The organism is Maridesulfovibrio zosterae DSM 11974, assembly GCF_000425265.1.
GTDB classification, from domain to species: domain Bacteria; phylum Desulfobacterota; class Desulfovibrionia; order Desulfovibrionales; family Desulfovibrionaceae; genus Maridesulfovibrio; species Maridesulfovibrio zosterae.
The window spans coordinates 130460-155363 of sequence record NZ_AUDC01000016.1 but is presented as its reverse complement, the minus strand read 5'-3'; the positions used below and the strand labels follow the sequence as shown (position 1 = coordinate 155363).

Genomic DNA, 24904 nt, shown 5'->3' with positions numbered 1-24904 from the left:
GTGCACGCTAATAAACCTCTTTTCTGGCATCAGGGACTGTTTTTACAGCCGCAGCATTTTCAACTGGCTGATCTTCATCAACTGCATCGTTTGCGGGCTATCCGTGAATTCGGGCAGCCTCATTTCTGGGGATTGAGCAGGCTTAAAATTCGTGAAGGCGCACTTGAAAGACGCAATTTTGAAGTCAGTGATGTGGAGATTTTGTTTGATAACGGCGCGTTCGTATCTTTTCCCGGAAACTCCAGATTGGAATCACGCTCTTTTGATAAAGCATGGGAAGACGGCGAAAAGCCTTTTATGGTCTACCTCGGGCTGCGGAGATGGAACCATGAGGGCGGAAATGTTTCCATAGTGGAAAATGACGGAGTTGCGGTCAATACCATGTTCGCAGTCACTCCCGATCCTGAGGAAATTCCTGATATGCTGGGCAGCGGGCCTGCGGCGCAGATCAAGCCCATGAAGTTTGTGCTCCGGTTGTTCTGGGAGACGGAAATCGAGGATCTGGGTTCATACACTATTATTCCTCTGGCCCGGCTGACACTTGATGTACAGAAAGTACGGCTGGATGAAACATTTATTCCTCCGGTAATGACCATGAGGGCTTCCGAACCGCTGACGAATATCTTCAAGGATATCAGCGATCAGGTTGCTTCACGCTGCCGCCGCCTTGAGCAGTACAAAAATCCTGCTGGACTGGGGGCCGGAGAGCTTGATTTTACTTCAACAGTTTTCCTGCTGGCTTTGCGCACATTGAACCGCTATGCGCCGAAACTCAAGCATCTGGCTGATGCACCTCATATCCATCCGTGGAAAGCTTTCGGGCTGCTGCGCCAGATTGTAGGTGAACTGTCTTCTTTCTCACGTGATATTTCCGCTCTTGGAGAAGGGGCAAACGGGGAAAAGCTTCTGCCTGATTATGATCATGAGAAGCTCGGTCCATGTTTTTCCGCAGCAAGGGATATTATAACTCATATTCTGGACAGCCTGACTGCCGGACCGGAATTCATGAGCCAGTTTGTTTTTGATGATCCGTATTATACCGCAGAACTGCCTAACCGTGCTTTTGCGCCGGGCAATACTTTCTGGCTGCTCGTACGCACTGACGAACCTGAAAAGGCCATTGATGAACTGCTCAAAATTGCCAAACTTTCAGCTACAACCGGAATGAGTGCGCTGCTGGCCAGAGCTGTACACGGTATTGCTCTGGAGTATGTGGATAATCCGCCTCCGGGACTGCCGAGGACCAAGGGCGCGCTCTGCTTCCGCATTGATACGGAATCAACTCTATGGGTGGATGTTGAAAGGTCAGGAAGTATGGCTTTGTACTGGGACAGCGCACCCAAAGAAATGACCGCTTATATTGCGGCTATGCGAGGGTAGGAGTCTATGCATCTGTCTGATTGCTTCATGGAAGTATTCACTTATGTCCGGTTGCTGGTCGATTCTCCGGAAATGGCCGATGCCGAGTATGCTGTTGTGCGTGAGGACATGAACAGGCTGATTGAGCGGATGGATGATAAATTTGATGAATCCCCGTTTTCTACGGAAAAGTTTGAACAGGCCAGATTTGCGGTTTTTGCATGGGTGGATGAAACAGTGCTTTGCTCTTCATGGAGCGGAACGAGGCAGTGGCTCGCTAAACCTTTGCAGCGCGAATATTATGGAACCACCAATGCCGGTGAGCAGTTTTTTGAAAGGCTGAGAATGTTGCTTGGCGAAAACATTGATCCTGTTGACGAATCCCTTTTTTCTGATTTCGAAGGGGATGGAGTTAATAATGCCAAGGACAGTTCCTCCGGCAGTGCAGGTGTAAATGATGTTATTGAGGTTTATGCACTGTGTCTGTCTCTTGGTTACACGGGCATGTACTTCAGTGATCAGGATTCAGAGAGGCTTGCAAAGCTCCGCACTGATTGTGTCGCCCGCATAATGGGCAGGCAGCAGAATGGAGAGGAACTTTCAGCTTTTCCTTTGTCATACGGCTCAGGAACCAAGGCGGCGCGTAAATCCGGTTACCGCAGGATTTTAGATCCGGTTTCTCTGATATTTTTTATTCTTCCGGTACTTGTGGTTACCGGTATTTTTTTCGCTTACAGGGGCCTGCTGGAGTACAGCCTTAATTTATGGCTGGGCTAGTTTATTTTTTTGATCGCCGAAGCAAACAAAACGAGACATGAAGAAATTAATTTTTCAAATACTTAAAATTATCTTTATCGTACTGGCCTGTGTCTTGGCTGCTGTAGGGTCTTACGCTCTGGTCACTTATATGAGCTGGCCGTGGTGGGCCGGGGCCTGTCTTTTCGGCGGAATAATGGGACTTGTTATTTCAGTGCTTTTTATCCGTAAATGGTTTTTGCGCCATCGGGAGAGAAAGTTTGTAAAACGTATTGTTGATCAGGATGATTCAGTCATTGCCGCCGCACCTACCCATGAACGGGCGCGCCTGCAGGAGCTTCAGGACCGCTGGATGGCTGCGGTGGAGCTGCTCAGCAATTCACAGCTTCGTAAGCGTGGAAATCCGCTTTATGTGCTGCCGTGGTACATGATTTTCGGTGAATCTGAATCTGGAAAGACTACAGCTGTCACTAACAGCAGGCTGACAACTATTCTGACCGATGTGGGACCGGTTCCGGGTGTTTCGGCAACCAAAAACTGCGACTGGTGGTTTTTTGAAGAAGCCGTCATTATTGATACTGCCGGGCGTTACGCCATTCCTCTGGACGAATCCCGTGATAAAGAGGAATGGGTTAAATTTTTAACTCTGCTTGGTAAATTCCGTAAGAAAGAACCTCTCAACGGTCTGATCATAACTGTTCCGGCTGACCGTCTGCTTGAAGGGGATGAGGATTCGCTGGGCAAATACGGACGCAGTTTAAGGCGGCGCATAAACGAACTTATGCGGATGCTTGGTGTGCGCTTTCCTGTTTATGTTCTGGTTACTAAAATAGATCTTGTTTTCGGGCTTAAAGGGCTGGTTGAAGTTCTGCCTGATTATACCCATTCACAGGCTATGGGGCTGGTTAATGAGGCAATGATTAACGATCCCGAAGCCTTTGTGGATAAGACAATAGAAAGTGTTACCGGAAGATTGCGTGAACTGCGTCTGTTGCTTCTGGACGATGCAGGCCGTTTTGATCCTGCTTTCCTGCTTTTTTCTGATGAACTGAACAGATTGCGTCCTAAATTCAAGGCTTTTGCAGCCGGAGCGTTTGAGGATAATCCGTATCAGGAACAGCCTCTTTTCCGGGGTATGTTCTTTTCCAGCGGTGAGCAGACAGGCGAGCAGAATTCATCTTTTATAAATGAACTTGAATCACTCAAAGTTGTGGCAAAGAAATTGCCCGAAACGAATGAAGGATTGTTTCTGCATGATTTTTTCTCCAAAGTCCTGCCTCGTGACCGCAATTTATTTACGCCTATTTTAGAGTTTTTGAAGTGGAAACTTTTCACCCGTAATCTGGGCATGGCCGTCTGGCTGGTGCTTCTTTTCTTTGTCAGCATCTTTTTCAGTATGTCTTATATTGGTAACCAGCGGGCTATGAATGAAATCTTTGCATCATTTCCGCATAAACCGGTTTTTTCAAAACACATTGATGAACATATTGTTGAAATGGATGCTTTCAGAGAAAAAATTGATCAGCTGCATGTGCTTAACAGCGACTGGTGGGTTCCGCGTGTGGGGCTTGATGTCAGCCGTGACGCTGAACAGGTGATAAAAAAATTTTATTGTGAAAGTTTTAAATCCTCCATTCTCGAACCCATGGATATGGAGCTTAATACCGCAATCAATAAGCTTGATACCAAATCTGCTGATCAGCTTACGAGTGATTTTATCAAACTGCTGGTCTGGCGCATTGATCTGCTCAACACTCGTTTGAATAATAAGAGTATGAAACAGTTCTCGGCTTTTGAGCTTCCGTCAGGAAAAGCCATGACTGACGCGGTGAAAGGATTTAACCCTGATTTGATGAAATATTGGGGAGCAACCTATAATTCATATCTTGAATGGACCAGTGACAGTGAAAGTCTCTATGAACAGAAACTTCTTTTACAGGCCCGGCTGGGCAGGGTTTTCAGTCTTAAAGGTGCAGACTTCAGATGGCTGGTTAACTGGGTGAATGATAATCCGGCACTGGTTCCTGTTACCTTGCAGGATTTCTGGGGTGGACCGCATCTGCAATATGAAAATGAAGTAAGTGTTGTACCTTCCTATACGGTTAAGGGGCGCGAAATGCTTCAGGCTTTTCTGGCTGAGCTTAAGCAGGCAATGCAGGATTCAGGTGAATTTGACAAACGTGAGAAGGCATTCTGGATCTGGTATGCAGGAGAATATTATAAAGAGTGGTTTAATTTTGCCGAGCATTATGCCGAGGGCGAAGGTCAGCTGCTGACCAAGGTTGATTATCAGGATATGGCAATGAAGATGTCGCTGCCGGATAATCCTTATTTTGCCTTGCTGACCCGCATGAAAGATGAATTCAATCCGATCAAGAATATTACCAAGAGGCCGGAGTGGGTTGATCAGGTCTTTCATTTTAATATTATTTTGTCACAATATAAGGCCAGTAAAGCTAAAGGTGTAGAAGAATCATCTGAAAAAGCTGAGGATTCCCTGCGTAAAGCAGTAGCTAATCTGGGTGGCAAAATGGCTTTAGATATTGAAAAGCGCATTGAAGTTGCCAAACACCTTGATGCTTATATCAGTGTCCTTGGTGATGTTGCAGCATATACTACCAGTCAGGAGACAGCTTTTAAGAGTGCAGCCGCATTGTTTCCTGCGACCAGTTCTATGACCGGTTCATCTCAGAGCGCAGCTTCAGGAGCTCCGGGAGTTAAGAAAGACCCTGTAAATGCTGCGGTCCAGGCCATGAAATCACTTAAAGCCCATATGGACAGTGAAGGACAGGGCTCAAACACGTTCTGGAACCTTTTAGCCGGACCGCTTGATTTTATCGTTTACGTGGTAATCAGAGAGGCTTCATGCGAATTGCAGGTTCTCTGGGAAGGTCAGGTACTGGCTGAAACTGCACATGTGCCAAGTGATAAACTGCGGACAACTCTTTTCGGGAAGACCGGTGTTGTTAAAAAATTTATCTCAGGTTCTGCCAAGCCTTTTCTTCTGCGTGATGTCAAAGGGTGGGGCAGCCGTAAATGGTTTGATATGCCGTTTCCGTTCAGAGAAGAGTTTTTTGCTTTTATTGATGACGGAGCGCAAGGCGGTCAGGAAATACAGCCGGAGTATAAGGTCAAGCTGAGCACAATTCCGACTTCCGTTAATGCAAATGCAACGGAAGAGCCTTACGCAACACTGCTTACGGTTGAGTGCGGCAGTGCGCAGCAGACTCTTTCCAATTACAATTATTCTGAAGAAGCTGTTTTCACATGGAAACCTGAAGAGTGCGGAACTACAACACTTAGAATTCAGTTTCCGGGGCTGGAACTTGTTAAAACCTATGAGGGGAAACTCGGTTTTGCCAAGTTTCTCGGTGAATTCAGAAACGGTGTTGTTAATTATACTCCTGCTGATTTTCCTGAACAGTCCAAAGGAATCAGTTCAATGGGAATCAGTACTATCAAGGTCGGCTATACTTTGAACGGAGCCACTCCGGTCATTAATCTGCTGAACCTTAAACCGATTAATATTCCTGATGTAATTACGGATTGCTGGCAGCATTGATGCTGTAATAAAAATGGAGTTATGAAGTGCTGAGCATATTCTACCGCAGATTCTACATTTTGCTTTTCCTGATCTGGATTTCGGGCATTGCAGGACTTTTTGTGTTTTCTGTATGGGGTGATTTCGGTACCTTTATTAATGATTTTAAATCTGTGGTTCAAGACGGCAGCATACCGCCCGTTGTCAACGGTACTGTCGCCGGTTCCGGATTCCGTGCAGCAGCTGCAATTGAAAACGCCACTGATTCAATTGAAGAAGACGCTGAGTCAGCTGAACACACCGTACGCCGTGAAGTTGTGCATGAGGTGAAAGCTGCGCGACGTGAAGCTGCCCATATATTTGAGGGGGAACCGGAAATTTCTGACCCTATAAGTAAGGAAATTGAAGCAGATAAAGCAGAAGAGAAGTCCGGGGCCGGACTTGTTAAAAATACTCAGCCCCCTGAACTGGGTAAGCTTACCGGATTCAGTGCTCTGGAAACTAAAGAAAGATTTATGGCCAGGCTGGTAACAAATAAGCAAACTGATGACGTTACTTATTTCTGGATGAATAAGCCTCTGCAACTGGTTGTAGACTTGCGGGGTAAGTGGATAAATATTACGCCTAATGTCTTCCGTTTTGCAGAAGGATTCATCTCTCATGTTGTTATGGGAATACATCCTGACCGCTTACGGCTGGTGTTTAAATTAAGAAGCCAGAATGGAACGCAGAAAATTCGCCCAGAGCTTTTACCTAATTCTACAGGACTTGATATTGTAATTGTGCGCCCGATGGTTAATCAATAAAATACAATGTGTTATCAAAATAGGCTACATTTCTGTCTGCAACTCGTTTACCAATTTTGTAAACTGAATAAATGGGATTAATTGCTATTTTAGTGCTAATTAGTAGAAAGTTTAACATTATTACTTTTTTTACGAATTTTATTCCGTGTTTTACAATTTTGTATATATAATGGTTTGTCAAAGTGCCTGTTTGTACAATTTTATGCATTCTTTCATGGAGTTATATCTTGTATAAGTACGTAAGTATCTCTGTTGTTGTCTTAACTGCTTGTATTTAAACATTATTATTCCTTATAATCTTTTCTGGCACATAAATTGATTTATGATCCTGCAACTATTTCGGCGGGGTGGATTTCCCACAATTTCATAATCTGCTCCGCCGCCTTTCAAGGGACTGTTCAATGTCCCTAAAAACCTTCACAAAACAATATTTTTATCACGGAGTTAATAACTATGTTTGAAGCACCATATTTACTTTTTCTCGGAGATGCTCCTGACGGATTGGCTGCAAAAATGGCTCAGGGTATTCATGATTGGAGACCTGAAGCAGTAGCAGGTCAGCTGCGTATGGAAAGCTGTAAAGCTGACCTCGGTATTAAAGACCTGACTATTAAAGAAGCCATAGACGCAGGTGTTAAAACATTAGTTATCGGTGTTGTTAACCGTGGTGGACTCATTTCTGAAGCATGGAAACCTTATCTGCTTGAAGCTCTTGAAGCAGGAATGGACATCGCTTCCGGTCTGCATAACCTGCTGCGTGATGAAGCCGACCTTGCTGAAGCTGCTGCTAAATATGGCAGAACTCTGCATGATGTCCGTGTTCCTTCAGTAAAGTACCCTGTTGCTAACGGTCAGAAACGTACCGGTAAAAGATGTCTTGCCGTTGGGACTGACTGCTCCGTAGGTAAAATGTACACCGCACTTGCTATGGACCGTGAAATGAAAAAGCAGGGTGGCAAATCAACTTTCCGTCCTACTGGACAGACCGGTATTCTTATTGAAGGTAACGGCGTTCCTCTTGATGCAGTTGTTGCCGACTTCATGGCCGGTGCTATCGAGTGGCTGACCCCTGATAATGATGCTGATCATTGGGATTTTATTGAAGGTCAGGGCAGTATTTTTCATGCTTCATACTCCGGCGTAACCATGGCTCTGATCCATGGTGGACAGCCCGATGCTCTGATTCTCTGCCACGAGCCTACCCGCGAATTCATGCGCGGTCTGCCCGGATACAAACTTCCTGCTCTTGAAGATCTGCGTGATCTGGCTCTCAGAATTGCTCAGGTTGTTAATCCTGCATGTAAAGTTGCTGCTGTTTCCGTTAACACTCAGCACATGGAAGAAGCAGATGCTCTTGCCTACCTCGCTGAAGTTGAAAAGAAAATGGGTATTCCAGCTGTTGATCCTTTCAGACAGGGCGCAGCCAGACTCGTAGAGGCTCTTGCATGAGAATAACTGTCACCAAAGACGTTTTTCCTTTAGCGCAGGTTTTTACCATTGCGCGTGGCTCCAGAACTGAAGCTGTGGTTCTGCGGGTTGAAATTGAACAGAACGGGTTTAGGGGATGCGGCGAATGCGTCCCCTACGCCCGCTATAATGAAACAGTTGAAAGCGTGACCGCCCAGATCGAAGAGCTGGAAACACCGCTGACCAGAGAGAGTTTGCAGAAGCTGCTGCCCGCAGGGGCTGCCCGTAATGCTGTTGACTGTGCTCTGTGGGACCTTGAGTCCAAGACTTCTGGTGTACCTGTATGGAAAATGGCCGGACTTTCCGAGCCCGGACCTGAAGTTACAGCTTACACTTTGTCACTTGATACTCCTGAAAAAATGGAAGCTCAGGCCGCAAAAAATGCCGGTCGTCCGCTGCTGAAGACAAAACTCGGTGGAGAGGGTGACATTGCCCGTATTGAAGCTGTACGCAGAGGTGCTCCTGATTCCCGTATCATCGTTGATGCAAATGAGGGCTGGACCGCTGAAATGTACAAGGAGATGGCTCCGGTACTGGTTCGTCTGGGAGTTGAAATGGTTGAGCAGCCTCTGCCTGCCGCTGATGACGATGCATTGCTCAGTATTGAGCGTGTCCTGCCTGTCTGTGCGGATGAATCCTGCCATGACCGCACTTCACTTGCCGGACTTAAAGGCAAGTACGATATGGTCAACATCAAGCTGGATAAAACAGGCGGATTGACCGAGGCTCTGGAGCTGCGTAAACAGGCACTTGAACTGGGCTATGATGTTATGGTCGGCTGTATGGTCGGTTCATCACTGGCTATGGCTCCGGCAGTTCTGGTTGCTCAGGGAGCATCCGTGGTTGATCTTGACGGTCCTTTGCTGCTTGCAACTGATCGGGATCACGCTTTGAAATATGATGATAAGAATGTTTATCCGCCTGCAAGTGAGTTGTGGGGATAAATTTCTATTAATATAATTTCTGTCGCATATTGCGGCAGGCCCACTTTAATTTAATGAAGGACTGACATGAGTCGCACAGTATATTTGAACGGTGCATACGTGCCCGAAGAAGAGGCTATGGTTTCTGTTTTTGACCGCGGATTTCTTTTTGCAGACGGTATTTACGAAGTAACTGCTGTTCTGGATGGAAAAATCTGTGAATTCGAAGGACATGTGAAACGTCTGGAGCGTTCTCTTGGTGTTCTTGATATGCCTATGCCCGTTGATAAAGACGAGCTGCTCGAAATCCATCGTGAACTGGTTAAGCGCAACAATCTTGATCAGGGTGCAATTTACCTGCAGGTAACACGCGGCGCAGCTGACCGTGACTTTGTTTACCCTAAGAATGTTAAGCAGACTCTGGTTCTTTTTACTCAGGCTAAAACTCTTACTGACGATAAAGCCGGTATCAAAGTTATTGCTGCTCCTGACATCCGCTGGGGCCGCAGAGACGTTAAGACCGTACAGCTCCTTGCTCCTTCCATGTGCAAAATGATGGCTAAAGCTGCCGGAAAAGATGATGCATGGATGGTTGAAGACGGTTTCGTTACCGAAGGTTCATCCAACAATGCCTACATTGTGACCAAAGAAGGTAAGATCGTTACCCGCAATCTTTCCAATTCCATCCTTCACGGTATCACCCGCTCATCTGTTCTGCGCATTGCTGCTGAAATGGACATGGAAATTGAAGAACGTGCCTTCACAATTGCAGAAGCACAGGATGCTGCGGAAGCATTTATCACTGCCGCAACCACTTTTGTCTGCCCGGTCCTTGAAATTGACGGTGCAACCATTGGCGACGGCAAACCGGGCCCTGTTGCTACACGCCTAAACACTGTATATATTGAAGAAGCACGCAAAGGCGCTATCTAAGGCATTTTTGCACAATCGCTTCCAGTTCTCATTTTCTACATGAGTAAATACAGGGAGTATCCGCTATGGATGCTCCCTTTTTTTGACCATTATGTATATAATGTGAAAAAAAGAATTAATCCATACCTATTGACGAAGTTATTTTTAGGTGTACTCTTAAGGTGACTTTTAAAAAAAAGGAGTGCCCCGTGTCAGTTGAACTGTATTTTGCTTTAGGTGTTTTCTTAATAGCCGCTTTGAAGATGTTTTTCGCCGCTGAAGAGCTGGTAGAGCACCATGTTTTGGGTGGTGTTGATAAATCTTATGAAGTTATACATAACTTTTGCAGCAACCATAAGAAAATTGAACATGACAGTAATGAATTTTACTGTTTCTTCAAGAAAAGTGCATTTGATATTAAATAGCATTTAAGCTGCTTTATTGATCCTGCAATAAAAAGTCCGCCCGGTAATAACCGGGCGGACTTTTTGGTTTTAAGGGCTGTTTTCTCAGCTTGTAGATATTTCCATATATAATGATGAAAGGGGTAAAGATTCTTTAGAGAGTGGATCAGTAGAAGTGAAGGTCAGCCGGAGCTGTGAGAATCTTTTGCGGTGGCCTTGTCCCGCTCTGGCAAGAAGTATGAACCAGAGCGGGCAAAGGCGATGTCTATATGGAGTGAAGCCGAGTATAATCTTATAAAAACAGGTCTACAGCGATAAGTCCGCTGATTGACATGGTGATGGTATAAGGCAGAGCCAGCATAACCATTCTGCCGTATGACAGTCTGATGACCGGAGCAAGGGCACTGGTCAGCAGGAACAGGAATGCAGCCTGGCCGTTCGGAGTTGCAACGGAAGGAATGTTGGTTCCTGTGTTGATAGCTACAGCAAGTTTATCAAACTGGTGCATGATGTTGTGAACCTGCTCACCTGCTGCCTGCGGCAGAGCGGCAATAACGTCTGCACGAGCCATATGTGGATCGGTCAGTTTGTCCATCAGTGCCTGTCCGGTCATGCTTATGCCGGGGATGGAATTCAGCAGATGTACAAAATGTATTTTGGTTTCTGAGATGTAGACTGTTGCAACAAATACGTTATCAGAGATTGAGGAGAGCAGTCCGTTGGCGATGTAATATGCCATGAGCTGATGCTGACCGTGCAGGCTGAGTACGTATTCAATGATTGGTGCAAACAACTGCTGAGAATGAATAACAGCTACAACAGCGAAGAAAACAACCAGCAGAGCAGTGAAGGGCAGAGCCTCTTCAAATGCAGGTCCAAGGCGGCTTTCTTCAATAACACCTGTGAATGATGTCAAAATGACAATAACTGAAAGCCCGATGATACCGACTGCTGCAAGGTGGAAAGCAAGTGCTGCAATGAGCCAGACTCCGGTCAGGGCCTGAATTATGAGTTTCAGTTTTCCGGCCTGTCCCTGTTTCTCTTCAAGGCGCATTGCTTCTTCAAAAAGGAAAGACCGGATGTTGCCAGGCAGGGTTGCGCCGTATCCGAATATTTTGAATTGTTCCACTGCAAGGCAGGTCAGCATGCCGACAAAAAAGACAGGCAGGGTAACCGGCATGACGTTAATCATGAAAGGTACAAAGTGCCAGCCCATTTCACTGCCGATGAGCAGGTTCTGAGGTTCACCCACCAGTGTACAGACTCCGCCGAGAGCGGTTCCAACTGCGCCGTGCATCATCAGGTTGCGCAGGAAGGCGCGGAATTCACGGAGTTCTTCACGATTCTGTTCTTTTAGATGCATGTCAGAACTGAGGTCATGGGATCCTTCCAGACCACCACCTGTGCTGGACACGTATTTATGATAGACACTGTAAAAACCCAGTGCCACTGCCATAATAACCGCTGTAACGGTTAACGCATCAAGAAAGGCTGACAGGAAAGCTCCTGCAAAACAGAACAGCAGGGCGATAATTTTTTTAGAGCGTACATTTACCAGAATACGGGTGAATGTGAACTGCAGAAAGTCCTTCATGAAATAAATACCTGCAACCATAAAGATCAGCAGCAGAATTACCTCAAAGTTTTTGTGTGCTTCGTGGTAAATTATTTCAGGTGTGGTCAGTCCTATGATGACTGCTTCCATTGCCAGCAGGCCGCCGACCGGAAGGGGATAGCATTTCAGTGCCATGGTCAGGGTGAATATGAATTCAGCAATCAGTGCCCATCCGGCAACAAACGGTCCTGCGGTCAGGAGCAGTATCGGGTTAATGATCAGGAAAGCGATAATGGTCAGTTTGTACCATTGGGGTGCTTGCCCAAGAAATGTGTCGACGAAAGTCTTTGCCATAGGTTTTGTCATTGATCTCTCCATTCATCGCAAAATTTGAAACGTTCAAAGTCTGGTAACTGGTTGAATATACGTCTGATTAAAATGTTTATCAGAGTAATTACTATTGAAAATACCACGCAAAACAGCCCGCGCATCCATCCCTGCACAGGCCAAAAAAAAGACCAAGATGGCGGCATGGTCGGTCATCGGACGCACTACTGCCTAAGTTTAAGCAGGAGTCATCAGCTGATAAAAGCGGTTAAAGGGGAACTCCATCCCCGGAGATTTTTTTATATTCCTCTACTGATTAGATGTCCAGTTATGAATTGTAAAATTATGTTTTTATGAGTAATTATCTTTAAAATAACCAGATGTTTCGGTCTGATTTTATGCTGTATGAAATGGGCATAATTCTTATGATTATATTTTTTGCGAATAAACGTAGAATAAAATATTGAATAATTTTATAATCAGCTGGTTTTTATTAATAATAACGAATTTGTTTCAATTTAAATATACGGTTGAATATTCCTAATATTGTATACTTTGTGAGAAGTACTTCCATGAAATTCTCTGCAAGCAGTTACTATTTTCTTGCGTTATTTATTATAGAGTAATCATGACAAGCCCTGTTTCTTCATGTAATAGTGAAGTAAGGATCATAATTTTTAATCTGGCAGGAGGCTTCATGTGCGCAAACAAATCTACTGAGGGCAATAAACCTGTTGAGCAGGTTTTGAGTGAACTGGATGCAACCCGAAAAGGATTGTCGACGCAGGAGGCTCAGAAGCGTCTGGATCAATACGGTCCAAATGCGCTGGTCACGCAGGAAAAAAGCATGCTCATGCGGTTTCTCAGCTTTTTCTGGGGACCGATTCCATGGATGATTGAGATGGCTGCACTTTTGTCTCTTGTAGTACAGGACTGGATGGATTTTTCAATCATCATGACTCTGCTGATTTTTAATGCATTGCTCGGTTTCTGGGAGGAGCACAAGGCGCAAAATGCGCTTGATGCTCTAAAGGGACAGCTTGCTCTGATGGCACGTGCTCTCAGGGATGGTGTGTTTAAAGAGATAGAAGCTGCTGATCTGGTTCCTGGTGATATTGTCCGCGTTCGGCTTGGCGATGTTGTCCCTGCAGATTGCGTGCTTATTGAAGGTGAGTATCTCAGCTGTGATCAGGCTGCACTTACCGGAGAATCTCTGCCTGTTACTAAAAAGATCAGCGACGAAGTTTATTCCGGCTCATCAGTCAAGCAGGGAGAAATGGTTGCAGTTGTTACTTCCACTGGCGAGAATACATTTTTCGGGCGTACTGCAAAACTGGTTGAATCAGCCGGAGCCGAGTCTCATTTTCAGAAAGCAGTCATGCGTGTGGGCGATTTTCTTATTATTATCGCTGTGGCGCTGGCTTTGCTGCTGGTTGTTACCGAAATTCTGCGTGGTCAGGACTGGATAAATCTGATCCAGTTCGTGCTTATTCTGGTTGTAGCCTCTATTCCTGTTGCCATGCCTGCGGTTTTGTCCGTAACCATGGCTCTTGGAGCACTTTCTCTGTCTAAACAGAAGGCAATTGTTTCAAGATTGCAGGCCATTGAAGAAATGGCCGGGATTGATGTGCTTTGTTCGGACAAGACCGGAACTCTGACTCAGAATAAATTGACTCTTGGTGATCCGGAACTTTTTGAAGCAGGGGATAATCAGGAGCTTATTCTCGGTGCAGCTCTGGCATCCAAGGCTGAGGACAAAGATGCCATTGATCTGGCTGTAATCGGCGGACTGGAGGATCAAAGCCTGCTGGAAAAATACGAACGTAAAAATTATATTCCTTTTGATCCAATTTCCAAACGTACTGAAGCAACTATGGCCGGACCAGACGGTGAACAGGTCTTTACCAAGGGCGCACCACAGGTCATTATTGAGCTTTCCGATATGAGTGATGAGCGTAAAAAACATGCTCTGGAAAGTGTTGATATTTTTGCGGCAAATGGATTCAGAGCACTTGGCGTTGCCCGCAAAGAAGGGGACGCATGGAAAATGCTCGGGCTGCTTTCTCTTTATGATCCTCCCCGTGAGGATTCGGCCGAGACTATCCGTAAAGCCAAAGAGCACGGAATCGATGTGAAAATGGTTACGGGTGACGATGTAGCCATAGGTCGGGAAATTGCCCGTGAACTGGGTATGGGGACCAATATTCAGGCCGCAGCTGATTTTTTTGCCAAGGATGTTGATCCTGACAGGCTTAGTGCCGTTCAGGAAGATGAAGTGGAAGAGGCCGAAGGTTTTGCCCGTGTTTTTCCCGAACACAAGTATGCAATTGTTAAGGCATTGCAAAACAAAGGGCATATCGTCGCCATGACCGGTGATGGAGTGAATGATGCTCCTGCGTTAAAACAGGCCGATGCAGGTGTTGCCGTCTCCGGCGCTACCGATGCAGCAAGGGCGGCGGCAGCGTTGATTCTCACTGCACCCGGATTATCTGTGATTATTCAGGCTGTAGAAGAGGCCCGCCGTATTTTCGAGCGGATGATGAGCTACACCATTTACCGTATTGCCATGACCATCGATATTATGGCCTTTGTGGTTCTTGCTATGCTTGTCTTTGATTTTTATCCGCTGACAGCAGTTATGATCATTATGCTTGCGCTTCTGGATGATATCCCCATTATGACTATTGCTTACGATAATACTTATCTTGACCCCAAACCGGTGCGCTGGAACATGCGCAGGGTGCTCTCGGTTTCAAGTCTGCTGGGAGTTCTGGCTGTGGCAGAAACTTTCGGTATGCTCTGGGTTGGTAAGGAAATATTGCATTACGCCGTGCCGCAGCTTCAATCAGCTCTTTTTCTGCAGCTTGTTGCCGGCGGGCATCTGATGCTTTTTGTAACCCGCACCCGTAAGCCTTTTTTTATGCGGCCGTATCCTTCATGGCAATTGTTCTGGGCCATTGTCGGTACTCAGGTTTTTGCCGTCTTTTTGGTCGGATTCGGTTTTCTGGTTCCTAAGCTTCCGGTTATGCACATAGTTTATGTCTGGATATATAATCTGGTCTGGATGTTCGTGCAGGATATATTCAAAATCATGGCTTACAGGCTAATTGATGACAAGGAAAGGCACCGCAAAAGGTTCCTGCATATGAGTAATTTAAGATTGACTCCGTTCGGATCTCTGTACCGCAGGAAAAAACGTTAACGACGGTTGTGTACAGTCTCTCAGTGAGTGAGACTGGAAAAGCCGTTCTTTGAGTGTAGCTGGTTAACTTATAGGCCGGGAGGAATTATGGATTTTGAAAGTCTGATTGGACTGTTGATAATTCTCGGATTCTTTTTTCTATTGATAAAATTTAATAGGAAAAAAAAGAAAAAAAAGGCAAAAGGCGGGTCTAGACGTCGTGACGATAATAGAAATGATGAGTATGAAGATTATGACGGTGACGACGATAGCGATGATAGCTCCGACGGTGGCGGAGATGATGATTAATTTTAATGTTTAAAAAATATTATGCCCGTGCTGCGGTGCGGGCATCTTTTTGGAGATTTATCAGTGTATAGGATTCTTGTTGTTTTATTGCTGACAGTGTTTTGCGCAGCTCCTGCGTACGCAACTTCTCTTGAGGATATATGGGGAGATGTACACCCGTTGCTTTCCAAGGCGGTTGCCGAGCTTGATTTGCGCGGCAATGTGCCTGATTCAACATGGAATCCTTTAAAACCGGATAAGAACAGTGTTGATAGCAAAATAAATGATCTGTTGGATGAATGCATAGAAATTCTGGGCATATCCAACATGTCAGTTACAAAGAAGGCTATCCAGAAGCTGCAGGCTGATTCAAAGGTCTGCCGTGAAAAGGTGGCTGAGCTTAAAACTGAAAGACTTGCCGCACCTAAAAAAGTTAAAAAATGGGAAGTCTGGAAAAATACGGTGGAAAGCATTGATGAAGATATTAAAAAGCTTGAGATCCGTGAAGAAGATAATGGAAATCGAGTAGATGTCCTGGTTGATGAACTGCTTGCCGAAATGAAAAAAATAGGCATGAAGGTTGATCGGGAACAGGTTGAAACTCTGGTCTACAGTGTGACCGGAAACGATGATGTTGAATTGGTTTCGGTTTTTAATAATGTAAAACTTATAACGACTGAACTGCAAAGGCTTACTTCCGAGGCCAATGAAAATATTGAGATGGCAAAGCGGTACTACGGAATGCACACGCTGCTTTTGCGTATTCTGATCAATCTATATCAGCATTACGAGCATAAAATAAATGATGTCTATATGGTCAGAATCAAGGATATCATCACCAAAGAAAATGAGCTTATTGAAAAGACCAAGACTAAGATTGCAGAAGAGCCTGCAAAGTATACGGTTATATACAAGACAAATCTCATTGCACAGGGACTGACTATCCGTACCGCACGTATGTATTCTGATTATCTTGAAAAAAACAGAGACCGCATCGTCCGTGCCCGGCAGGGTGTTGAAGATGAATATGATGTCGCACTTAATACATACGAAACAGTACAGGGAGCGCACAGCCTTATATCTCTGATGCGTAATGCAAACGCTATGCTGGAGAGGATGTCTGAATTGCAGACACCTGAGCTGATTGTATTTCAAAATATTGAGATGAAAAATGAGTTCAGGAAATTAACCGGCAAACTCACGGCAGATACTGATTAAAATGAGGAAAGGCTTCGCAGGATAAATTGCGAAGCCTTTTTTTACGGATTCTATTAATTGCTGATTAGAAGTCGTACTGCAAACGGACACGCACCTGCACTACATCTTTACCGCCCATTGAATTGTCGGCGTCCTGATATTCCCAGCGGTTTATCAGGGACAGTCCATCAAGATAGCCGTCAAAATATCCGTCAAACTTATAGGCCAGATTCAGATCGTATTCATTGCGGTCATATGAAGCGTTTTTGCCGGAGTCAGGAGTGGAGCCGAAGCCAGTTTTCACGTTGGCGGAAAAGCCTTTAACTCCCACGCGGGTGAAATCATACCCTGCAGCAAGGTAGAGAGCTTTTTCGCCGGCCCGGTTGAATCCGCAGGACATGAGGTTGTTAAAAAACGGGTTAACGCCCCATGAGTTGCGTACATCAGCAGAGTCATCAACTATGGTTCCACCCACATCAAAAGTCATACCGTTGTATTTTAATCCAAGGAGCAGCCCTGCTTCGTCGGCAGTATATGTTCCAAGCAGGTCACTGCCGGTATTTCTCTGGTCAACAGCTTGAAATTTTACATGAGTTTCAAGTGCTTCAGAAATATCGTAGCTGTAGTTTGCTTCGATGAAAAATGTATTATCCATGTCCGGTGTGTAGTAGTTCCATGCCCGGAAAGACATCTTGTCAGTTGGTTTCCAGTCCGCACCGAACATTACCAGACCGCCCTGATTACCGCTTACTCCGGCCGATTCAGTCATGCTGATAAACAGGTCCGAGTCCCTGTTTTTCATTTTATCGACCCATGCCACATGCAGTTTCAAGCCATCAATATCAGTTGACTCCACGCCGTATGCTTCAAATGTATTAGGAAGCAGGCGGGAATCATTACCGTTGATGTATGGGGTTTCTATTCTCTGACGCCAGATTTTGGCAATAGTTTTTTCGTAGCGGGCTTTAAAATATGCTTCACCTACGACAGCATATCCCTGGTTTTTATTATCAAGAACTCCTGTTCCTGCGTAGCGGACTTTATTCAGATCATCAAAAAGTGGAGCGGCTAAAAATCCGGTGACAACTCCTCCGAAATGATCAGCTATCCACGGGGTTTCATATTTAAGCTGCCCGCCGATGGCGAATGATTCTTTTGTCTTATCAAAAGACTGTCCGTTTGGGCGGTCTTCCTGCATGAAATAAAACATGCGTACCTGACCGGATATTTTACCGTATTTCCATTCTTCTTTTTTGTCTGTTGCGTTGGTGGCAGCCAGCACTGAACAGGCAGAAGTCAGGACGAATAGCAAGGCAAGCGGTAGTATGAGGTGATTTTTCAGTTTGCAGTTCATTCTCTCTCTCTTGTCAATTTTTAAAATATTGTGTTCGAATATATAATATTACTATCAACTTATTTCAAGAATTGAAGCTATAACTTTTATATTTATTTTTTGTTCTATAAGATTATATATTTAAAAATATAATAGATTTGTGTACCCTTTTATCTATAATTGCAGTGTATTAAACATTCACAAGTGTCATTATATGTAGTTTCCCCCATATTTGGATGTTTTTGTGATTATTTTTTTTAATCTATATTACCAATAAGGCTAACTGGAGTGTCAGAATATAATTTTTCAAGGCGTATGCTGAAGATCAACTCTGCAATAGGCAAAGTTGGCGAGCTTGTTTTTTTTAAAGCTTTGCAGCGCAGTATGTTACTGGCTTTTCCATTGATCATAATAGGTTCCATGAGCTTATGCGTTCTCAACATCCCTATAAATATTTTGCAGGAGTTTATATCACCTGAAATAAGAGAGTTTTTAAGTAATGTAGTCAGCGGAACTTACGGTATTTCTTCACTGGTTGTACTTTGTTGCATGAGTTACAATATGGGAAGCATGTACAACAGTTCAAGCTCGGAAGGTAACGCAAGTCCATGCCTTTACGTTGTAATTGCTCTATCCGGTTTTTTTATTCTGCATGGTGATGGTTCATTTTCTTCTTTTACGCAAGTTATCTCACTTACAAATGGCATGTTTCAGGCTATCTGCATTGCCGGAATTACAGGATTTATCTTTCATAAACTGCTCTTATATAATTTTAGAATCCCCGTATTCGGTGCAGGATATGATCTTTTTTCCATGGAAATTTTTTCGTTGCTTCCGGCAAGTGTTCTGGCGATTCTAACTTTTCCTTTAATACGTTTCGGTATGGAAGTGCTTGGATTCGATTCATTTAATGATCTGTTGTACCGTATCGTTTTATCAGTTGTAAATGTGCCCGGTGATGATTTTTCAACAGGGTTTATGTATGTCTTTATCAGTCAGATACTTTGGTTTTTCGGGGCACATGGGCCTAATGTACTTTATGCCGTTGATACAAATGTATTTGCACCCAATGTTGTTGAAAATGTATGCAACCTCAGTCTTGCCGTTCCTCCTGCTCATATTCTGACCAAAGGTTTTATTGATGCATATTCGGTTATTGGCGGGTCCGGTTTTACTACCAGCCTTTTGATTGCAATACTCTTTAAAAGTCGTGATGCCGGGACCAGACGTATTTCGCAGCTTGCTTTGCTGGCTTGTCTTTTTAATATTAATGAGCCACTTCTTTTCGGTATTCCTCTGATATTTAACCCTGTATATGCTCTTCCGTTTATTTTTGTCCCTGTGATTATGTATTGCATTTCATATGCAGCTACTTTCTTTCACATCATCCCATATACAACGGGATCATTTCACTGGACAACTCCTTTTCTTTTAAGCGGTTATTATGCTTCAGGAGGAATGTCCGGAGTTTTTATGCAAGTGTTTAATATCGCACTTGGTGTTGGGTTATATATGCCTTTTGTCCATCTTTCGGATCATATACTGAAGAACCAGTACGTGCGTGGAATGCAGGTTATTTTAAAGGAAGCAAGACGTAATAAGACATCAAGAGGCAGTAAACGTTTCAATCTTACAGGATTTGAAGGTTTTGTTGTAAGATCACTTGCCAACGATTTTATAAGAGATCTTAAATATGAGCAGCATTTATATATAGTATACCAGCCGCAGGTTAATACTATTGCTGGAAAATCAAGTGGAGCAGAAGCTTTGTTACGCTGGAATCATCCGGTCTTCGGACATATTCCACCTGAAATTACAGTGGCTCTTGCTGAGGATGTAGGGCGTATTGAAGATCTGAGTGTTTTTGTTCTGCGGGAAGCATGCCAGCAGTTTTGCGCATGGAAAACTCAGGTCGATGCTGATTATGTTTCAGTAAATTTTTCACCGTCCCTGCTTAGCGGTAAGATGACTGAAAGAGTCATGAAAACAGTTCGTGAATCAGGTATGCCACTCAATTGTCTTGAAATTGAAATTACCGAATCTGTGGCTATTTCATCGGGTATGAAAGCCATTGAAGTTCTTAAAAATCTGCGTGAAGCTGGAATACGAATTTCAATTGATGATTTCGGAATGGGGCATACATCTCTGCGTTATTTGCGTGAAATGCCGATTGATAAAGTTAAAATAGATCGCTCACTTACCCTTGGCTCAGCAAACGGACTGAATAAACAAATAGTTTCCAGCATTATCGATCTCTGCCGTAATATAAATGTTTCAGTGATTATTGAAGGTGTTGAAAATATTGAGCAGATGAAAAATTTTCAAAAGATGGGCGGGTTTAGCTTTCAGGGCTACTATTTCAGCAAGCCGGTTTCCGGCGAAGATTGCCTTGCATTTATGCAGAACTGGACCTGCTCTTGCGAAGTCTGTTTTATAGAGCTTTAAACTATTATTAAGTATATCTACCTGTTGAAGTCCATCTGCTCAATATATTAAGCTGTTTAATTTTATCAGCAGGGCATTTTCAAAAATTCATGGACACAAATTTCCCGTAATGGCAAAGTTATATGCAAAACCATATCAGCTTTATTAATAACGATAAACGGGAGAAGTTTCATGGCTCAGACAGTTATTCTGCATCTTCTTGAGCGGCTAAAGGAAATCGGCATTAAAGATATTTTCGGCGTGCCCGGTGATTATGCTTTTCCGGTCAATGATGCCATCTGCAATGATTCTGATTTGAAATGGATCGGCTGTTGTAATGAGCTGAACGCCGCATATGCTGCAGACGGATACGCCCGTATCAAAGGTAAATCCGCTCTCTGCACCACCTACGGAGTGGGGGAGCTGAGCGCGATAAACGGTATTGCCGGAAGTTATGCGGAAAATCTGCCTGTTTTTCATATTGTAGGTATGCCTAAATGCTCTTTGCTGCGCAACGGCAATCTCATTCATCACTCCCTTGGTAACGGTGAATTCGACCTTTTTCATAAAATGGTTCAGCCGGTGGTTTGCGCCAGTACTATTCTGACTCCTGAAAATACTGTTGGAGAAGTTGAACGGATTATAAACGCAGCTCTGACCAGAAAACAACCTGTCTATATCGCCATCCCCGCTGATTACGCACTTATGGAACTTGGCTGCACCAGGCCGCATAAACAGATCTCTTTGCAAAGTGATAAAGATACACTGCAAACTGTGCAGAAGCTGATTCTTGAAAAGTTGAATAGCGTTAAAACTGCAACAGTCATGGTCGGGGCTTTGATCGGGAGGTATGAGCTGCATGAACCCATGCGCAGTTTTATTGAGAAATCAGGGCTGCCTTTTACCTCTATGTTCATGGCTAAGGGAACTCTGTCTGAAACCCATCCTAATTTTATAGGCGTCTACAATGGCGGTATTCTGGATAAAGATGTTCAGGAAGTTGTGGAAACAAGTGATCTGGTCATAAGTTTCGGCGCCATCCGTTCAGATATCAATACCGGTGCCAATACAGTAACCATTGATCCGCAAAAAGAAATTAAAATTCATCCAGATCGTGTTTGTATCGGACACGCTGTGTATCACAATGTACAACTTGAAGATGTGCTTATGGGACTTTGTGAAAGGGTACAGAATCTTGGTATAAAAGTTCCTATAGGTCCACAGGGTCTCGGTGAACCAGTTGGTGTGCAGGACGCGGAAATTACTCCGAATTCGCTTTATCCCCGTATTGAAAATTTTATTGCTGAAGGCGATATCATAATGGCTGAAACCGGAACAGCGTCCATGGGACTGGTCAACGCAAAGCTTCCAGACAAGGCTGTATTTTTCAATCAGACTTTATGGGGCTCTATCGGCTGGGCTACTCCTGCATCTTTCGGCGCAGCAATGGCTGCTCCTGAAAGGCGGGTGCTGCTCATAACCGGTGAAGGGTCACACCAGATGACCGTTCAGGAAATCAGTCAGTTTGCACGGCACGGGCTTAAGCCTGTCATCATCTGCCTGAACAATGACGGTTACCTTATTGAACGTATGTTATGCGAAGATCCTTTCATATATTATAATGATCTGGCCCAGTGGAATTACAGCAGACTGCCGGATGCTCTGGGCATGACCGGATGGTTCAGTGCAAAAGTTATGAACAATGCTGAACTGGATGACGCTCTTGCAAAAGCTAAAGCCGCTGAATCCGGGGCTTATATTGAAGTTGTCACAGGAAAAATGGCGGCTTCGGAAATGGCACTTGCTTTGAACCGTATAGTTTTTAAGGGCAAAGGCTGGCAGAGTTAAGTAGATAAAATATGCAACAAAAAGGGGCCGGAGTGCTGAGTTCCGGTCCCTTCTTTTGCGCCGTTTGCCGGAAATAGAACTGGAGTGAGGGGTCTTTGGAGGAGTTCTTGTTTCCGGCAAATATATATGCTGTCTGTTCGAGAAATAAATATGCTTAAATTTCGGAGCTGTGGTAACAGCCGTGTTACAGTTTTGTTGAAAGAATGTGTTCGCTGCTTATTCGGGCAGCTCATCTTTTAATCCCTCAAGCCCGGCAGCCGTCATGGTCGGGATGAACTGGGTCATGCTGTACTCTGCGACTCCGTTAATGTTGAATGGATCTTCTGCAAGCACTGCATCCAGTTCTTCAAGAGAAATGGGCCTGACCAGAATAACACCGCCTGTGCGGGGGACCATGCGTCCAGATGCGATGAATATTCCTTTTTCATATTGTTTTTTAAGGAACTCAACGTGTGCTTCAATTAATGCATCAATTTCATCCAGCGGTTTTACATACTTAAGTGTGATAATGTACATTATTGTTAATCCTCTTTATGTTTTATTATTTTTGATATATGAGAACAGTGTTAACGGAATCTATTTTATTGACACTTATTTACATATGTCCACATTTTTTTACCGGATCAGGGAAAGCTGGGGAGGGTTTTTCCGGGCTGGTCAATGACAGGAGATATTTATGAATCTGATCCGGGAGAGGAATGAAGACTATCTGGTCGTTAAAGTTTGCGTTGACCGATTTATCGGTTCCAATTCCATCGAGTTGAAAGATTTTATTATTTCACTCGTTAAGGAAGGGGAAAATAGATTTGTTATAGACCTTTCCCTTGTTGATTTTATGGATTTCAGCGGTATTGCCGGACTGCTGCCTATTTCAAGATTTCTACCTACGGACAGTTTTTTTCTTTTTGCCGGACTCTCGCCAAAAGTCACCAAGCTTTTTAAATTGACTAAACTTGATGAATTTTTTGAAATTCTACCCTCTGTTGAAGATGCCCTGAGATACGAAAAAAGTGCAATTGCTTCTCCCTCTTGACTCTGCGGTACAGATTGTTAAATAACAGAGCGGGTTTGGATATTAATATTTTGATTGAAAATGATATGGAGGATATAATTTATGCCGTCTTTTGATATTGTAAGCCAGATTGATCCGCAGGAAGTGGACAACGCAGTTAACAACGTGGTCAAAGAAGTTGAAACCCGTTATGATTTCCGCGGTGTGAATACCGAGATTTCATTTAATAAAAAAGTGAACGCAGTAAATATTGTTACCGGTGATGATATGAAGATCAAAGCTGTCCGTGATATGCTGATCACTCATTTCACCCGCCGTAAGGTCGATCCACGGGTTCTGGATTTTGGTAAAGTTGAGCCTACTTCAAACGGTCAGCTTAAGCAGGAAGTCAAACTCAAAGAAGGGATTGATAAAGATACTGCCAAGAAAATTGTGAAAATGATTAAAGCCACCAAAATTAAAGTTCAGGCAGCAATTCAGGATGAACAGGTTCGCGTAACCGGTAAAAAACTTGATGATTTGCAGGAAGTAATTACGCTGATCAGGGAAGCAGACCTTGAGATGCCTTTCCAGTATGTAAATATGAAAAAATAATTTTTTCAGTTATGACGACTGAAAAAACCCGCTCTAAACTTTAGAGCGGGTTTTTTTTATGCTGATTATTCTCTGCACAATATCTTTCATAGCTGGTAACAGTTTCCATGATTTCACGGCAGGTATGCTCTCCCTGTCTTCTGACAATTGCAGGGGCGGCATTTGATGAAATCAGTCTGTCCAGTTCCACCTTTTCAGGATAATCATCCAGACATTCTTCTTCAACGGTGAGTTTGTCGGGAATAAATTCAGTTTTTTCTTGAATGCGGTAGTCTATTGAACTGCAAAGATGGTTAAGCGCTGCAACAACAAGTTCACGTTCCCCTGATTCATCAAGCATGGTAAATAAGAGGTGCAGGCGGTCCAGCGGGTTTCTCTGATGATCTTCATGAATCGGGGAGGAGCAGTAACGGTTGATCTGACTCTGACCTCTGGAAAAAATTTTCTGAAGAGAGGTTGCGCCGAGTGTTTCACGGCAGCTTTGCATCATCTCCCACGTTTCAGTGGCGGTGTTGGTTTTTCTGGATTTCATTGGTTTATTCTCTGCCTTTTCGCTGCTTATTTTTTATATTTATCAGGACAAATCTGATGCGTGGGGTGAAGTGGTTTTTATTTACCCTCGCTTTGCGTGACAAATAGTTCATTATAGAAACCGTAGACAATCATTGTTTGTATGAAAATATACATAAAACAATTTCTTTCTCAATAACAGCCTGATTTATAGAAAAAATTTGAATCGGGTAGGACGGGATAAGTTATGCGCAGAAATAAATATATCAGCTGGGATTGCTTTTATTTTTTAAAAGGAATTTGACCTCCGTTCTGATTAGGCATATCATGCTGAATTGCTTAACTTGTTTTGCCTTTTGGGGTGATAGAAATAAGGGCTTTATGAGATGTAGCAGTTTTTGTTGCTTAAGTTGTATAATATAGTATAAATATACTGATTGATTTGCTAAAAGGTTAAGAAGTTATTT

Annotated in this window: 19 protein-coding genes and 1 riboswitch; of the genes, 15 read left to right on the top strand and 4 right to left on the bottom strand. The window is 43.9% G+C overall.

Going from position 1 to position 24904, the window contains the following annotated elements:
* The 8 genes from tssK (at position 1) to H589_RS0110800 (ending at position 10189) form a co-directional block, all read left to right on the top strand.
* Positions 1-1380, top strand: a complete 1380-nt coding sequence (gene tssK, locus H589_RS0110840; RefSeq protein ID WP_027722028.1) for a type VI secretion system baseplate subunit TssK — start codon at positions 1-3, stop codon at positions 1378-1380.
* A gap of 6 nt (positions 1381-1386) precedes the next feature.
* Positions 1387-2136: a DotU family type IV/VI secretion system protein gene (locus H589_RS0110835; protein ID WP_027722027.1), complete on the top strand. Its 750-nt coding sequence runs from the start codon at positions 1387-1389 to the stop codon at positions 2134-2136.
* 37 nt (positions 2137-2173) lie between these two features.
* Positions 2174-5677, top strand: a complete 3504-nt coding sequence (locus H589_RS0110830; protein ID WP_027722026.1) for a type VI secretion protein IcmF/TssM N-terminal domain-containing protein — start codon at positions 2174-2176, stop codon at positions 5675-5677.
* Between the two features lie 26 nt (positions 5678-5703).
* The gene (locus tag H589_RS0110825; protein WP_027722025.1) at positions 5704-6462 is read left to right on the top strand and encodes an AMIN domain-containing protein; all 759 of its coding nucleotides are present in this window, start codon (positions 5704-5706) and stop codon (positions 6460-6462) included.
* Between the two features lie 453 nt (positions 6463-6915).
* Complete coding sequence (dgcN, locus tag H589_RS0110815) at positions 6916-7911, top strand: N-acetyltransferase DgcN (protein WP_027722023.1); 996 nt, start codon at positions 6916-6918, stop codon at positions 7909-7911.
* Positions 7908-8873: an N-acetyl-D-Glu racemase DgcA gene (dgcA, locus tag H589_RS0110810; protein WP_027722022.1), complete on the top strand. Its 966-nt coding sequence runs from the start codon at positions 7908-7910 to the stop codon at positions 8871-8873. Before dgcN ends, dgcA begins: the two co-directional genes overlap by 4 nt.
* A 66-nt stretch (positions 8874-8939) precedes the next feature.
* Positions 8940-9785 carry a D-amino-acid transaminase gene (locus H589_RS0110805; RefSeq protein WP_027722021.1) on the top strand — a complete coding sequence of 282 codons (846 nt, stop codon included), beginning with the start codon at positions 8940-8942 and terminating at the stop codon, positions 9783-9785.
* Between the two features lie 188 nt (positions 9786-9973).
* Positions 9974-10189, top strand: coding sequence for a hypothetical protein (locus tag H589_RS0110800; protein WP_027722020.1), 216 nt, complete (start codon positions 9974-9976; stop codon positions 10187-10189).
* A gap of 271 nt (positions 10190-10460) precedes the next feature.
* Here H589_RS0110800 and nhaB read toward each other — a convergent pair whose 3' ends face one another.
* Entirely contained in the window at positions 10461-12089 is a 1629-nt protein-coding gene (gene nhaB, locus H589_RS0110795; protein ID WP_027722019.1) for a sodium/proton antiporter NhaB, read from the bottom strand.
* Positions 12090-12285: 196 nt separating this feature from the next.
* A riboswitch (Fluoride riboswitch) is annotated at positions 12286-12348 on the bottom strand.
* A 399-nt stretch (positions 12349-12747) separates the two neighbouring features.
* On the opposite strand from nhaB, the gene H589_RS19680 reads away from it, so the two are divergent.
* The 3 genes from H589_RS19680 to H589_RS0110780 all read left to right on the top strand — a co-directional run bounded on the left by H589_RS19680 (position 12748) and on the right by H589_RS0110780 (position 16737).
* Positions 12748-15252 (top strand): plasma-membrane proton-efflux P-type ATPase, encoded by a 2505-nt coding sequence (locus H589_RS19680; protein ID WP_051249722.1) that lies wholly within the window; start codon positions 12748-12750, stop codon positions 15250-15252.
* 87 nt (positions 15253-15339) lie between these two features.
* Positions 15340-15540, top strand: a complete 201-nt coding sequence (locus tag H589_RS0110785; RefSeq protein WP_027722018.1) for a hypothetical protein — start codon at positions 15340-15342, stop codon at positions 15538-15540.
* 63 nt (positions 15541-15603) lie between these two features.
* The gene (locus tag H589_RS0110780) at positions 15604-16737 is read left to right on the top strand and encodes a hypothetical protein (RefSeq protein ID WP_156891715.1); all 1134 of its coding nucleotides are present in this window, start codon (positions 15604-15606) and stop codon (positions 16735-16737) included.
* 64 nt (positions 16738-16801) lie between these two features.
* Here the strand turns inward: H589_RS0110780 and H589_RS0110775 are convergent, their stop codons facing one another.
* On the bottom strand, positions 16802-18070 hold the full coding sequence (locus tag H589_RS0110775; RefSeq protein ID WP_027722016.1) for an OprD family outer membrane porin: 1269 nt from the start codon (positions 18068-18070) through the stop codon (positions 16802-16804).
* Positions 18071-18337: 267 nt separating this feature from the next.
* On the opposite strand from H589_RS0110775, the gene H589_RS0110770 reads away from it, so the two are divergent.
* Complete coding sequence (locus H589_RS0110770; RefSeq protein ID WP_169433115.1) at positions 18338-20494, top strand: EAL domain-containing protein; 2157 nt, start codon at positions 18338-18340, stop codon at positions 20492-20494.
* A 171-nt stretch (positions 20495-20665) separates the two neighbouring features.
* Positions 20666-22321 (top strand): alpha-keto acid decarboxylase family protein, encoded by a 1656-nt coding sequence (locus H589_RS0110765; RefSeq protein ID WP_027722014.1) that lies wholly within the window; start codon positions 20666-20668, stop codon positions 22319-22321.
* 216 nt (positions 22322-22537) lie between these two features.
* On the opposite strand, the gene H589_RS0110760 is transcribed toward H589_RS0110765, so the two are convergent.
* Positions 22538-22837, bottom strand: coding sequence for a YciI family protein (locus H589_RS0110760; RefSeq protein WP_027722013.1), 300 nt, complete (start codon positions 22835-22837; stop codon positions 22538-22540).
* A 160-nt stretch (positions 22838-22997) separates the two neighbouring features.
* On the opposite strand from H589_RS0110760, the gene H589_RS0110755 reads away from it, so the two are divergent.
* Both H589_RS0110755 and H589_RS0110750 read left to right on the top strand, forming a co-directional pair.
* Complete coding sequence (locus tag H589_RS0110755; protein WP_027722012.1) at positions 22998-23354, top strand: STAS domain-containing protein; 357 nt, start codon at positions 22998-23000, stop codon at positions 23352-23354.
* A gap of 81 nt (positions 23355-23435) precedes the next feature.
* Positions 23436-23927 carry a YajQ family cyclic di-GMP-binding protein gene (locus H589_RS0110750; RefSeq protein WP_027722011.1) on the top strand — a complete coding sequence of 164 codons (492 nt, stop codon included), beginning with the start codon at positions 23436-23438 and terminating at the stop codon, positions 23925-23927.
* Between the two features lie 40 nt (positions 23928-23967).
* Here the strand turns inward: H589_RS0110750 and H589_RS19675 are convergent, their stop codons facing one another.
* The gene (locus H589_RS19675; protein WP_051249721.1) at positions 23968-24459 is read right to left on the bottom strand and encodes a hypothetical protein; all 492 of its coding nucleotides are present in this window, start codon (positions 24457-24459) and stop codon (positions 23968-23970) included.
* Positions 24460-24904: the final 445 nt, after the last annotated feature.

What these genes read in the sequence shown, in the direction of transcription:
- H589_RS0110835 (WP_027722027.1), top strand. Translation starts at nt 1,387, where the DNA reads ATGCATCTGTCTGATTGCTTCATGGAAGTATTCACTTATGTCCGGTTG.
- H589_RS0110830 (WP_027722026.1), top strand. Translation starts at nt 2,174, where the DNA reads ATGAAGAAATTAATTTTTCAAATACTTAAAATTATCTTTATCGTACTG.
- dgcN (WP_027722023.1), top strand. Translation starts at nt 6,916, where the DNA reads ATGTTTGAAGCACCATATTTACTTTTTCTCGGAGATGCTCCTGACGGA.
- dgcA (WP_027722022.1), top strand. Translation starts at nt 7,908, where the DNA reads ATGAGAATAACTGTCACCAAAGACGTTTTTCCTTTAGCGCAGGTTTTT.
- H589_RS0110805 (WP_027722021.1), top strand. Translation starts at nt 8,940, where the DNA reads ATGAGTCGCACAGTATATTTGAACGGTGCATACGTGCCCGAAGAAGAG.
- nhaB (WP_027722019.1), bottom strand. Translation starts at nt 12,089, where the DNA reads ATGACAAAACCTATGGCAAAGACTTTCGTCGACACATTTCTTGGGCAA.
- H589_RS19680 (WP_051249722.1), top strand. Translation starts at nt 12,748, where the DNA reads ATGTGCGCAAACAAATCTACTGAGGGCAATAAACCTGTTGAGCAGGTT.
- H589_RS0110785 (WP_027722018.1), top strand. Translation starts at nt 15,340, where the DNA reads ATGGATTTTGAAAGTCTGATTGGACTGTTGATAATTCTCGGATTCTTT.
- H589_RS0110775 (WP_027722016.1), bottom strand. Translation starts at nt 18,070, where the DNA reads ATGAACTGCAAACTGAAAAATCACCTCATACTACCGCTTGCCTTGCTA.
- H589_RS0110765 (WP_027722014.1), top strand. Translation starts at nt 20,666, where the DNA reads ATGGCTCAGACAGTTATTCTGCATCTTCTTGAGCGGCTAAAGGAAATC.
- H589_RS0110760 (WP_027722013.1), bottom strand. Translation starts at nt 22,837, where the DNA reads ATGTACATTATCACACTTAAGTATGTAAAACCGCTGGATGAAATTGAT.
- H589_RS0110755 (WP_027722012.1), top strand. Translation starts at nt 22,998, where the DNA reads ATGAATCTGATCCGGGAGAGGAATGAAGACTATCTGGTCGTTAAAGTT.
- H589_RS0110750 (WP_027722011.1), top strand. Translation starts at nt 23,436, where the DNA reads ATGCCGTCTTTTGATATTGTAAGCCAGATTGATCCGCAGGAAGTGGAC.
- H589_RS19675 (WP_051249721.1), bottom strand. Translation starts at nt 24,459, where the DNA reads ATGAAATCCAGAAAAACCAACACCGCCACTGAAACGTGGGAGATGATG.